This is a genomic window from Niallia circulans NBRC 13626, from assembly GCF_001591585.1.
In the GTDB taxonomy this organism is placed as follows: Bacteria; Bacillota; Bacilli; order Bacillales; family Cytobacillaceae; genus Niallia; species Niallia circulans.
Genome location: NZ_BCVE01000006.1, coordinates 67,622 through 79,832 on the forward strand (window position 1 = coordinate 67,622; position 12,211 = coordinate 79,832).

Below are 12,211 nucleotides of genomic sequence, written 5' to 3' on the forward strand. Positions count from 1 at the left end.
TTTTTGATAATTAAAGAAGTTGTCCATTTTGTTTCTTTCTAAAGAAATGATACACTCAAATTAGTTTCTGCTAAATTTTTCAACTTACTGGAGGAATCGGTTTGAGAAAGCTGTTTCGTTATTTGTTTTCTGTGTTATTATTTATTACTTCCATTGGTTTATACTGTTCCAATCGATTAATGTATATGAAGAAAAAAGACAATGACTTTATTGTAAATAGAGAAAAAGAAGCTGGCAGATTAGACCCTGTTTCTTATGAAAATTTAACTAAACAAGAAATTACCATTCCTTCTCCTTATGGTTATGCTTTAAAAGCAATCCTAGTAGAGCCTTTTGATACGAAGAAATATGTCATCATTTCCCATGGAGTCACGGAAAATAAAACGAGTTCGATTAAATATATGAACTTATTTTTAGAAAGAGGCTTCAATGGTATTATTTACGATCATCGCAGACATGGAGAGTCGGGCGGGAAAAATACAAGCTTTGGCTATTACGAAAAATTTGACTTAAAGCAAATTGTTGATTGGCTTAAACAAGAAAAAGGAAAAGATATTCTTTTAGGGATTCATGGTGAATCGATGGGTGCAGCAACAATGATTCTTTATGCTGGCGGAATCGAGGATGGCGCCGATTTCTATATTGCGGATTGTCCATTTTCCGATTTCAAGGAGCTTTTAGATTATGTCATCAAACAGGAAATAAAACTACCTGGAAAAATCTTTATTCCTATCGCTAATTTATTTTTACGTGCCAGAGCTCGCTATTCCATTAAAGATATTTCTCCTATCTCTGTCATTGATAAAATAAAAAGTCCGATGTTATTTATCCATAGCAAGAAAGATGATTTTATCTTGCCAGAAATGACGCAAAAACTTTTCGATAAAAAGAAAGGTCCTAAAAAATTATTTTTTGCTGTTAATGGTACACATGCTCAAAGCTATAATGAGAACAAAGAGGCTTATGAAAAAGCCGTTGATGATTTTTTAAAGGAATATGTGCAAAGTTAAAATTTAAGGCTTAACAACGCTAATTCTGCTAAATAATAGTGTATTCAGATAAAGCCATCGAAACGATGGCTTTTCTTATAATTAATTCTTTATTTGTTATAAGATCGCCTTCTTGGAAAGCCCATCTTGCCCCTTCGTAAAAGAGAAACTATACACATTCATTTTAATAATCAATATTATTTCATTATTTAAAAAAATTCCTTTACATCCCCTAGAAGGTTTGATATGGTATATAACATTAAAATGCCACAAACAAATACATGCGATGAAGAGAAGAGTACAATCATGCAATTCTTCAAAGAGAGCTCCAGTTGGTGGAAAGGAGTAGGAATAATGGTTGGAAGCAAGCCTCTGAGCGGCACATCGGATCCATATAGGTGATGGTGTGACAGGTGCTCCTGTTATCGAGCTAGGGTATACGTATGGAATTCATACCGTACCTACAAAGGATAATATGGTAACATATTGTCAAACTGGGGTGGCACCACGGCGCGCAGCAACTCGTCCTCAAGACTAAAATCTTGGGGGTGAGTTTTTTTATTATCCAATTTTACATTTTTAAGGAGGAAATAAATTGCGTATAAACAAGTTAGTGAAGTCGTGGAAATACCCTTCTATCTTATTATCAAGCATTGGTGTTTCCAGTATTGGAGAATGGGTCTATTTTATAGCACTAAATTTAATCGTTCTTGATAGGATGGGAGTACTTGCTGTTTCGGGGTTGTATATACTTAGGGCTCTATCTGCATTTTTTACAAACTTTTGGTCCGGTAGTTTAATAGACCGATTGAATAAAAAACATCTGATGGTTTTGCTAAACATATTCCAAGCAGTTTTCATTGCCATATTGCCTTCCCTAGCATCTCTTTCTGCCATTTATACAATCGTTTTTTTTATTAATGTAGCTAGTTCCATGTATGAACAAACGTCAGTACCGTACATTACCAAGTTAATTCCACCCGATCAAAGAAAAAGGTTTAATTCACTTCGAAGCTTAATTGATTCTGGAGCATTTGTGATAGGGCCTGCCATTGCGGGAATGCTATTTATGATTGGTTCACCTAATTTTGCCATCTATAGTAATGCAATAGCCCTTTTCATTTCAGCTCTTATCACACTTATTATGCCAAATATTGAAAAAAATGATTTTATTGAAACAGAAGATAAAAAAATAACTTTAAAGATTTTAAAACAAGATTGGAGATTAGTTGTCGATTTTAGCCGAAACCACCTGTATATTATCATTATTTATTTACTTTTTAGTACAGTGATGGTTTTGGCAACTGCTGTAGATTCACTGGAAGCAGCGTTTTCGAGAGAAGTGCTTCTATTGTCAGAGAGAGATTATGGATTTCTGGTGAGTATTGCTGGTGCGGGGATAATTGTTGGCGCACTAGTAAATATCATAATTGTTAAAAAGGTTGCTACCTCTTGGCTGATTGGTCTTGGATCCTTAATGGTATCGATCGGATATCTGATTTATGCATTTTCCGCTAATTTTTTGATAGCGGCAATTGGCTTTTTTATTCTTTCCTTTTCCATGGCTTTTCTTAACACTGGATTTAACACATTTTATCAAAAGAACGTTCCCATACATATAATGGGAAGGGTTGGTAGTGTGTACAGATGCATTGAAGCCTTTTTTATCATTATTTCGACCATACTTTTTGGGATAATGGCTGAAATGATTTCCATTAAGTCTGTTATCATATTAGGAAGCACCATTATGTTTGCAGTAACGATTATATTATTTATCTTTAATACACGGCCTTCGAAAGCAGCGTTTTATATGGAGGAATAATACTGAATACACATACTCATTAGTGCTTTTCCTATAATAAGACCTTGAAAGTTCATGAGAATATCCCAATTCTCATGAGCTTTTGTCAGCAATCTGAACATTTTTTATTGCCCGTTAGGCTAATTTTATTAAAATACTTATACAATGTAGATATTATTTAAATACCGCTTTTCTATTGGAAAGCCAATCTTCTAAAGCATCCTCGTGTTGTTTGGTGAATAATTTCGGTACTTTGTCTATTGGAAAGTATTTTAAATCTAAAGTCTCCGAACCATCTGCGATAAGTTCTCCATCAATTGGTTTGCATTGAAAAAAATGAGTGATAGTCTGAGCTGTATCTCCGTTCGGAAACTCACCAAAATATTTAGAGTAAACACCAATAAGGTATTCAACCTCAACATTTACTCCTGTCTCCTCAAGTATTTCTCGTTTAGCTGTTTCTTCTAGAGATTCTCCAAGTTCCATCGCACCACCTGGAAACCCCCATTCATTTCTATCTCCTCGTTTTTGTAAAAGAATTTCATTCCGTTCGTTATAAACAATACCACCAGCAAAATTAAGGAATATTAAATCATGTCCCACTTTTCCTCGAATATAACGAATGTAGTCTTTATCTCTATCCATAAAATTTCTCAACCTCATTTTTGTTTGAAAAGAATAATTAATAAGGTTACATTTAAACCTAATTTCACTTAACTTTTCTAGAATATCAATCTATACTTATATTTGGCTGTGTTTAAGAACAGTTTGGATAGTTGAACTTTATATATTTGCAGATAAAAAATGGAAGCTATTCTTAATAGAATTTAGAGCCACAATATAGTGACTCTAAATTCTATATCTATTCTTTACAAAAATCTACAAACTTTTTTGCTTGTATTAAGGACATGCCTGTTTGTTCTCTCACAAACTTCACCGCCTTAATTTCACCGACGGACTTTATTTTTTCTTGTACTAAGGTAATCAGTTCCTCACTATATATTTTAGTATAATCCATTTTCTCCAACCTCCTCTAATCTATAATACCTTATACGAATAATTAACCTTTTAGTTTCAAATATAAATTTATACAATTTATATTTCGTCTTATATAAAACAACATTTAAATTTTAAAAAAATACAGCTGTTGAGTTTCATTATAGAACTTCTAAATTCCCTTCTACATCAACCACAATTGTGTGATGCTGCGAGGTGATAATTTCCAGAGGGAATACAGCTGAAATTTTATTAGAGAAGAACCATTCTCTTCCTGGTTTATTAAGGATTAAGAAGATGCCTTTTGATTTATCTCCCATAAAGTTGATGGATGTTAGATCTAAAGGTTTATTATCCCGTTCATTAATTCCCACTTCCATCAATCTTTTCCCTGCGGCTGCTACATCACTGACCGTTACCCCTATCTCACTGATGTTTATAACACTTTCAATAGAAAAAGGAGCCTCATCTTGTTCGGAAATAGAGTTCCTTGAAATAAACTCTACTATATTTCCAGAAGGATCATAAAAATAGAGAGAATGAGCTTGGAAATTGGAAAAATACACTTCATCTTCTCCCTCATCATTAATATTTAAGGCAACCCTTTCTTTTACCCACGACTTTGCTTCTGCAAATTTATTAGCAAAAATGTTAAAAGCAAAGTGGTAATATGGATTCCCCAATACATTTTCTGATGTAAATTTTAATTTGCTTGAACCAGCTTTAATGCAAAAGCTATGACTATCTTCCTTAATCAATGGAAATCCAAGAGTCTCTACATAAAAACTCTTCATTTTTTTGATATTATTCGTTTGCAGAGTTAACAGTTTTACTTCCATTATCTATATCCCCTCTTTCGTTAATATTTCTAATACTCCGTTAATTCTAATATATATCATCCTTAGTAGTCTAAAGTATTGCTTGATGGAGTTACTTCCATTTCATTCACGAGAAATCTCCCTTTCTTAAAGAATCACATCCATCCCGCTATTTGAGGATTGTTTTCAAGCATAGCCAAAACCTTTAGAGGAGATAATATCTGTATCTTTAATTATTACCACACTCCCTCTAACTCCCTTTTGATCATTTCTCATCCCATTGATATAATTTGTTAGCCGTTTTAGTTTAATGTAAGTAGATTGTTCCATACTTCCCCAATTAGAATATTAATTTCTATCCTTCTCTTTATATATATTCTCTTACAATTTATGCGTGGGATGTCAAAGGAAATAAGAAATGGTTCGGTAGAGCTTTTAGTAATGGACGGACAAACAATGTATCATTACTCGCTGTTATAAATTTTGTATCGATATTTTTAATCTTGTCATTTGGTGTGAAATAGAAATGAATTCGTTTTATTTCATCGGAAATTAGATAATTTATAATGGTTTCCAATTCCACTTCTTTTCTACTGATGACATCATAAATATGAAGTTGCTCATCTTCCTTCTTAAAGAGGACGATTACGTCTTCCTCTTCGATATAAAAAATTGCGTCGTTAAATACTTGGAGAAAATAAAACATTAATAGTTGCTCGTTATTTTCGACAGCTAATTTGGTTGAAATAGATGTCCGTTTCTTTGCAAATTCCTTCATCAGTAGCAAATCACTTAGATTTTCTATATCTAATTGGCGTATGGTCTTGGTTGGCACCGTTTGTTTTTTTAAATCAGCTATACAAAGAGAAAAGCTGCTTTCTTGTACTTTTTCAAATCCAAACTTTGGATAAAAGTTCAAAACGGTTTCATTCGCAAATAAGTAGATAAAGTCTATTTCATTTTCATGCTTTTCAATGATATGGTTCAGCAATTTTTTAGAAAGACCTTGATTACGAAACTCAGGATGTGTCATTACTGTACCAACTTGAATAGCTTTATATTCAATCCCGTTACACACAACGGTCATTTTGTTGATAGAGGCATTTGCTATTACTTGTTCCCTATAGATAAACGAATAACATATATAGTTATCATTCCAGCAACCATTTTCATCCCATTTACTAAAGTCTATTCCAAATACCTTTTGAGCTAATTCATTAAAGCTTTCTTTATATGTTTCGATATGTTTATAGTCACTTATTAGTTGATATTTTGCCATCCTCCGCTTCCCCCCAATATAATCTAATAAAAGAATCTTAGCATTCTCATTAAATTATATTTTGCTAAATCTGTAAGATACACCTAATATTTAACTCATAAATAAAAATAAGCCAACGCGACACTTAAAAACGCATTGGCTTATTTTAACTATTATTCTTTTTTTCTTTTAATACTATTCTTTGAATACTCTTGACAGATAAATAATACCTTGCACTTAATATATTCATATCAGTACCAGCTAGATAATCATTATATATATTCTTATTTCTTTCCTTCAATTCTTGCCTTGTACTTGTGTTAGTCCCCCAGCTTTTCTTATTACTTTCATTCCTTGGTATATAGATACATTCACCATCGATATATTTTTGAACCTCCTTCAACAGTTCAGAAGGTAAAAGTTCCATTGCGTTTTTATAGCTCATTTTGCACTCCTAATAATTTTTTTCGTTTTATTAGAAATAAGCAAAAGCTACATTATGCATTTTACATAGCCTTTGCTATGCAGTAAAAATATACTTTCTCAACTCATATCCTCCCTTTCAGTAACGAACCCTCATTATTCTTAATTAGATCATACCATAATATAGGAAAATAAAAGAAGTTAACATAAGAATTTTCTGTATATTACTAAATAAATTAGAGTGTCTCCTTTAATTTATGAATATTTGAGTGGGATATTAAATACACATCACCAAAAATGTCCACTTTATCTTCCTTTACTCGTACAGCACAATCTTTATTCGATGCATAAATGTCTATTTCCTCTGATAAAGAAGATAGTTCCTTTTGAACCAATGCAAGGTTATTTTCTAGATCAAAATGAGACAGAACCGAAAAATTGCCAAGACTAATTCCATCATAAACAGTGCTTATTTCCACTTCATAGCCAAAGTGTTCAGAGCATAACCATTTTGCGGACATATTGATCGCACCAGCGCTTGCCCCCATTACAACAGCCTTGCTTTTTCGTATCAAATCCGACAGTTCATATTCCTTCAAAAAACTATTTAAATTAAGTGTATCTCCACCCAACAAGAATATAACTGAAGCATTTTCGATTAGAGCATGCGCATCTTTTTTCTGAACACTATAATTAATTAAATGATATGTATCAAACATAATGCCAGCATGGTCAAGCCAAGATCGTTCTGTAGCCCCCTTCTCTTGAGCACAAAGAGGATTCGAGCTGATCATTACAAGCGATTTTCTATCAGTTATATCCTCCTGCAATATTCTTCCTAGCTTCTCTGGGAAAAAATTGTTAAACCAACCTAAATAATAGTGAGTTTTCATAGCTACCCCTCCTCAAATTTAATTTATCGTGACAAAGACTATCCAGCTTTCTCCAAATGTTACGACTTTCCTTCAAACTATGATTAATTTTACAATATATTAATTTAGAAGATACTGCCGAAAGGATAACGATCTTTAAATGCGCATAATACTATACGATACTCCTTTGAACCCATAAAAAAGTTTTTGTTATAACCTCTTAGATCAAATTCTAAATCTATCATTCTTTCATTTCTTTTGAATAAAAACCCCGAACCGTTATACGAAATTTTGACTACCATTTCCGTATAAGGGTTTGAGGTTATATTTGTTGTATACTCTATTCGTATACTAAATGAAATGAACTGCCATACATTTTAAGCAATTCTCTATGAAATTTTATATTTTAAATTGCTTTATCTTATCTTGTAAATCAGAAGCTAATTGTGCTAATGATGTAGAAGAAGCTGCTATTTCTTGCATCGATGCAACCTGCTCTTCGGTTGCAGCAGATACGTTTTCTGTACTAGCTGCTGCTTCACTTGCCATTGAATTCACTTCCAAAATCGAACCATTAATCGTATTAGTATGTTCTTTTAATTGATCAAGCGATTGACTTACTTCCTCTACTAATATAACTAGTTCTTGCACAGATTGTTCGATTCTATGGAATGATTCTCCTGCATCCTGAACAATTGTTAATCCTGTATCTACATCATTTGCAGCAGTTGTCATCGATAAAGAAGTATTCTTAGAATCAATTTGTATTTGGCTGATAAGATTAGTAATTTGCTCAGCCGATCCTGCTGTTTGTTCCGCTAATTTCCTTACCTCATCCGCTACAACAGCAAAACCTTTTCCTTGTTCCCCAGCTCTTGCCGCTTCGATAGCTGCATTTAATGCTAGTAGATTGGTTTGGGAAGAAATGTCCGATATTACCATAGTAATATCTCCTATTTGATTTATTCTAGTTTCTAATGTAGCTATTGATTCAGCAAGTGTCACCACATTATTATTAATGGATTTCATTTGTGTCGTTACTTCTGAAATACGTTTTGCACCTTCAAGCGATACATCCGCTGTCTGCTCTGCTGTTTCAGCCACTTTTTTTGCACGCACTGTTATATGGCCAGTCGTTTCATTTACATTACGGATGCCAGCTGTACTTGATTCCATCAATCTCATTTGGGTTTCAGAACCTTCTGCAAGCTGCTGGATTGTTTCTGAAATATGTTCACTTGCTTTACTGCTTTCTTCTGAACTGGAGCTCAATTGTTCCGATGATGAAGCGAGATGATGGGACGTTTCCGATAACATTTGAATAAGCCCCTTCATTCCATCCGCCATCCTATTATAACTATCAGATAAAGAACCTACTTCATCCTTCGCCTGATAACTTGATCTTGCAGAGAAATCTCCTTGTCCTCCTCTTTCCATTAAAGCCTGTAGACGTTTAATTGGGTTGACAATCATTGCGGATATATAGAGACCTAATAATACAGCAAGTATTACAGCAACAAATATAACTCCCCAAGAAATATATAGCATTGTCTTATAATACTTGTTATTTTCATTTGATATCTGTTCTGCATTTTCCTCATTTGCTGTTTGGAGTTCATCCAATTGACTGTTAATAATATTTCTCTTCGATTCAAGGTTTTTCGTATAAAGATTATAGGCTGAGTCATTAAAATTATTGTTTGCTAATGATATCACTTCATCTTGAATACTACTAAAGCCTGTATAGGCATCTTTAAAAATTTTATATTCATCCGCTTCTTTTTTGGAAAGCGAAATAGCATCTAACTTTTTGACATATTTATCCGATTCTTCCGAATTCCTTTTAATAGTCTCTAATAACTCTTCATTTCTCTTTTTATCCTCTGTTATCATTAGCTCTATAACTAAGCTGTCGTTTGTGCGGCGATAGTTTTGGATCTTTGCTATGTAAGTATTAGGTATTAAATTTTCTTCATACATTTCTTTAGAACTTTTCGCCATCTCCTTTATACCATATATTCCAAATAATCCGATCAGCACTAGTCCAATAGTACTAAACATAATGATAATCAATATTTTTTTAGAAATATTGATATTTTGTAAAAATTTCATTAAAGCTACCTCTTTTCATTGATCTAATCCTTATATCATATCGACATATATCGACGATACTTTAGCTTAAAAAACAAAAAACTTCGAAGGGCGAAACTGTTTAGGATTATTAGGAAAAAATATAGTACAAAAGGCTTGAATAAAATACAAAAAAGCGAATTTTGCTACATCTATCATTAAAGATAGTTTTCCTAGCAAAATTCGCTTTTTTCTTTTTTTACCAGTGTTCTTTGATAAATACATCTCTTCCTGACTTTTCTCTATCCTCTTTATAATGCTGCTTATTCTTCTTATGGTAATCTTGATGATAGTCTTCTGCTGGATAGAAGATGGCAGCTGGTTCAATTAATGTAACAATTGGCTTTTTAAATTTTCCGCTTGCTGCCATAGCTTGTTTTGATTTCTCTGCAAGTTCTTTTTGCTTATCATTATGATAAAAAATCGCTGTTCGATACTGTGGCCCGCGATCATGGAATTGACCATCTGGATCTGTCGGATCAATTTGCTGCCAATATAACTCTAATAAACGTTCATAGGGAAAGATTTCAGGATCAAAAGTGATTTCCACTACTTCAAAATGTCCTGTCGTTCCTGTTTTCACCTGTTCATAAGTTGGGTTTTCTACATGCCCCCCGCTATAACCTGAAACAATGCCGCCAATACCTGGCTGTTCTTCAAATGGGGATACCATACACCAGAAACATCCACCTGCAAAAGTTGCTTTTTCCATTTATCTCATCTCCCTATAGGTTTGGCCTTATCGTTTATTTTATCAAAAATTAGTGATAATCCTTTTATTCGATAAAAATTAGTATATAATACTTTGAACAAAGATACTATTTTTTTATACTTAAGAAAGAGAAATCACTATCGTCATACTACATCTAACAATGCTTCATTTAACCTCTTCCTTTATAATTTAAAGAACCATTCACTACAGAAAAAACGCTAATCTAACTTAAATGGACTGTTTATAGTGTTTAGGCTATCTTTGTTTCCAAGTCTTTTTTAAACTTGAATATTGAAATAGAGAAAGATGAAGTAGTAACACACCTAAAAAGATAAAGATGTAAGAGCTTGGTAGTATGCGACTTAATCCAATAAACATGCCTCCAACTGCCATACCAGAATAACGAATGAAGTTAAACAAACCTAAAGCTGCACCACGGTTTTCATTATATTCATTACTTATAACCGTTGAAAATAAGGGAGAAGCAAACCCTACTGTTATCCCATACATAAATAATAGAATACTTAACCCTAGGATTGATTTCGTATGAAGTAAACCAAAAATTATAATGAGCAGAGGCATCAAAAAAAGAACAAACATAAACAGTTTTCTCCACGATATTCTTATCTGCACTTTTTTAAAGAGCATACTCCCTAAAATCATACTTACTGTTAAAGGTAAATATAATAACCCGATATTTTGCAAGGATATATGATAATGGTCGTTGAGTAGTATCGGTAAAAATACGATAATAGCGAAGTAAATAAAAAAGATAAAAAAACTTACTGTTATCGTTATAAAACCTACTTGGTTGGAAAAGATAGCCCGATAGGTTTGAATAAAGTTTGGTGATATTCTCTGACTATATACTTTTTCACCACTATCAGGAAGTGTACATATAATAAACAGCAGCAAGACGATCGCAACAATAAAAAGAAATAGGAAAATCCCTTGATAACCAAAATGTTCTCCTAATATTCCTCCTAATATTGGGGCAACTGCGGGAGCAAGGGTGAGCAATATTTGATACGTACCCATGGCACTCCCTCTTTTCTCCCCTTCAAATAAGTGTGAAATCATATTTATTGCCACTAAAGGGACACTCCCTGCACCGATTGCTTGAACCATCCGAAAAATCATAAAGAGTATAAAATTGGTTACAAACGAACAGGCAATCGTTGAAATAGCAATGAAAATAAAACTAAGTATTATTAAACGTTTTTGATTTTTCGTATCTATCATAGTCCCTAAAATAATTTGAATCAGTGCTATGATAAAAATAAAACTACTAACAGTGAAATTCACCCAGCTGATAGAAACATTAAAGGAATCTCGAATAAGCGGAATCACCGGTGTATAAATATTTTGATTTAAAGAAACGAAAAAACTACTAATACTCAACAAATATAAAGATAACATTTTCGTTTGAGACATTTTTCGAGACATACATATTCTCCTTTTTAGACTTATTGAGACTTTATACTTTCCGTTATAGCATTTAAAAAGCGAATAATGATCTCTAATTCAGCTGGTTTAAATTCATTCAAAATACGCAAATAACGTTCCCTTGCCTGCTTATGTAGTTGTGCATGGATAAGAGCAAGCATTTCGCCTGATTTTGTTAGCAAGTAGTAAATTTCTTTTTTGTTATCTTCATCTTGTACCTTTTCTAAGATATGATGCTCTAATAATTTCCTGACAGCTTTTGTAATCGCGGGTTTAGATACATTTAAACTTTCAGATAATGTAGTATTATTTGCTCTTCCACTTTCTTTAATAGTTGCCACGATGTGTAATTGGGTCAGTGTCCAATCCGATATAATTGATTCTTCTTGGCTTATTTTCATCTGTTTTCTTAGTTTATCAACAGCTTCTCTTTCCTTGATGAATTGTTCTAAAGCCTCTAGTGCTTCTGTGCTTTTGTCCATTTATTTCACCTCGTATTTTCATTAACCAGTTAACCATTTGTAGTTTATATTAAGATTTTATCACAGTCAATATAAAATACATATTTCATAAAAAATAATTAACTGGTTAATATTTTACCCGGATTTCCAAACGCTTTTTATGTCGGTATCTTTCAGTAATAAACCGTATTTGATATTTGATAGATTGCTCATCGTCGTTTTCAAATGTCATAGGAATGCTTCACTTTTATAAGCCGATATATAGGCTTTTTTCCATTTCAGGAATCAGAACGAGTTACTTTTCC

At 32.9% G+C, this 12,211-nt stretch carries 12 protein-coding genes and 1 other annotated feature; of the genes, 2 read left to right on the forward strand and 10 right to left on the reverse strand.

Features of this window, described 5'->3' with window-relative positions; all coding sequences use genetic code 11:
• Positions 1-101 precede the first annotated feature (101 nt).
• Together BCI01S_RS09500 and BCI01S_RS09505 are read left to right on the forward strand one after the other, a co-directional pair.
• A complete protein-coding gene (locus BCI01S_RS09500) occupies positions 102-1,010 on the forward strand; it encodes an alpha/beta hydrolase (protein WP_061798403.1) in 909 nt (302 codons plus the stop codon).
• Positions 1,011-1,266: 256 nt separating this feature from the next.
• Positions 1,267-1,522, forward strand: a binding site (T-box leader).
• A 68-nt stretch (positions 1,523-1,590) separates the two neighbouring features.
• Positions 1,591-2,811, forward strand: a complete 1,221-nt coding sequence (locus BCI01S_RS09505; RefSeq protein ID WP_061798639.1) for an MFS transporter — start codon at positions 1,591-1,593, stop codon at positions 2,809-2,811.
• A gap of 153 nt (positions 2,812-2,964) precedes the next feature.
• On the opposite strand, the gene BCI01S_RS09510 is transcribed toward BCI01S_RS09505, so the two are convergent.
• The 10 genes from BCI01S_RS09510 to BCI01S_RS09550 form a co-directional block, all read right to left on the reverse strand.
• The gene (locus tag BCI01S_RS09510) at positions 2,965-3,435 is read right to left on the reverse strand and encodes an NUDIX hydrolase (protein WP_061798405.1); all 471 of its coding nucleotides are present in this window, start codon (positions 3,433-3,435) and stop codon (positions 2,965-2,967) included.
• A 217-nt stretch (positions 3,436-3,652) separates the two neighbouring features.
• Positions 3,653-3,808: a hypothetical protein gene (locus BCI01S_RS25230; protein WP_156485413.1), complete on the reverse strand. Its 156-nt coding sequence runs from the start codon at positions 3,806-3,808 to the stop codon at positions 3,653-3,655.
• A 139-nt stretch (positions 3,809-3,947) separates the two neighbouring features.
• The gene (locus BCI01S_RS09515) at positions 3,948-4,625 is read right to left on the reverse strand and encodes a toxoflavin lyase-like VOC family protein (protein WP_061798407.1); all 678 of its coding nucleotides are present in this window, start codon (positions 4,623-4,625) and stop codon (positions 3,948-3,950) included.
• Between the two features lie 367 nt (positions 4,626-4,992).
• Positions 4,993-5,883 (reverse strand): GNAT family N-acetyltransferase, encoded by an 891-nt coding sequence (locus BCI01S_RS09520; RefSeq protein ID WP_047941083.1) that lies wholly within the window; start codon positions 5,881-5,883, stop codon positions 4,993-4,995.
• Positions 5,884-6,028: 145 nt separating this feature from the next.
• Positions 6,029-6,307, reverse strand: a complete 279-nt coding sequence (locus tag BCI01S_RS09525) for a CD3324 family protein (RefSeq protein ID WP_047941085.1) — start codon at positions 6,305-6,307, stop codon at positions 6,029-6,031.
• 214 nt (positions 6,308-6,521) lie between these two features.
• Positions 6,522-7,178: a Type 1 glutamine amidotransferase-like domain-containing protein gene (locus BCI01S_RS09530; protein WP_061798410.1), complete on the reverse strand. Its 657-nt coding sequence runs from the start codon at positions 7,176-7,178 to the stop codon at positions 6,522-6,524.
• A gap of 378 nt (positions 7,179-7,556) precedes the next feature.
• Entirely contained in the window at positions 7,557-9,269 is a 1,713-nt protein-coding gene (locus tag BCI01S_RS09535; protein ID WP_061798411.1) for a methyl-accepting chemotaxis protein, read from the reverse strand.
• A 217-nt stretch (positions 9,270-9,486) separates the two neighbouring features.
• The gene (gene msrA / locus BCI01S_RS09540; RefSeq protein WP_047941089.1) at positions 9,487-9,999 is read right to left on the reverse strand and encodes a peptide-methionine (S)-S-oxide reductase MsrA; all 513 of its coding nucleotides are present in this window, start codon (positions 9,997-9,999) and stop codon (positions 9,487-9,489) included.
• Between the two features lie 255 nt (positions 10,000-10,254).
• A complete protein-coding gene (locus tag BCI01S_RS09545; RefSeq protein ID WP_082810038.1) occupies positions 10,255-11,445 on the reverse strand; it encodes an MFS transporter in 1,191 nt (396 codons plus the stop codon).
• Between the two features lie 20 nt (positions 11,446-11,465).
• On the reverse strand, positions 11,466-11,927 hold the full coding sequence (locus tag BCI01S_RS09550) for a MarR family transcriptional regulator (protein ID WP_061798413.1): 462 nt from the start codon (positions 11,925-11,927) through the stop codon (positions 11,466-11,468).
• Positions 11,928-12,211: the final 284 nt, after the last annotated feature.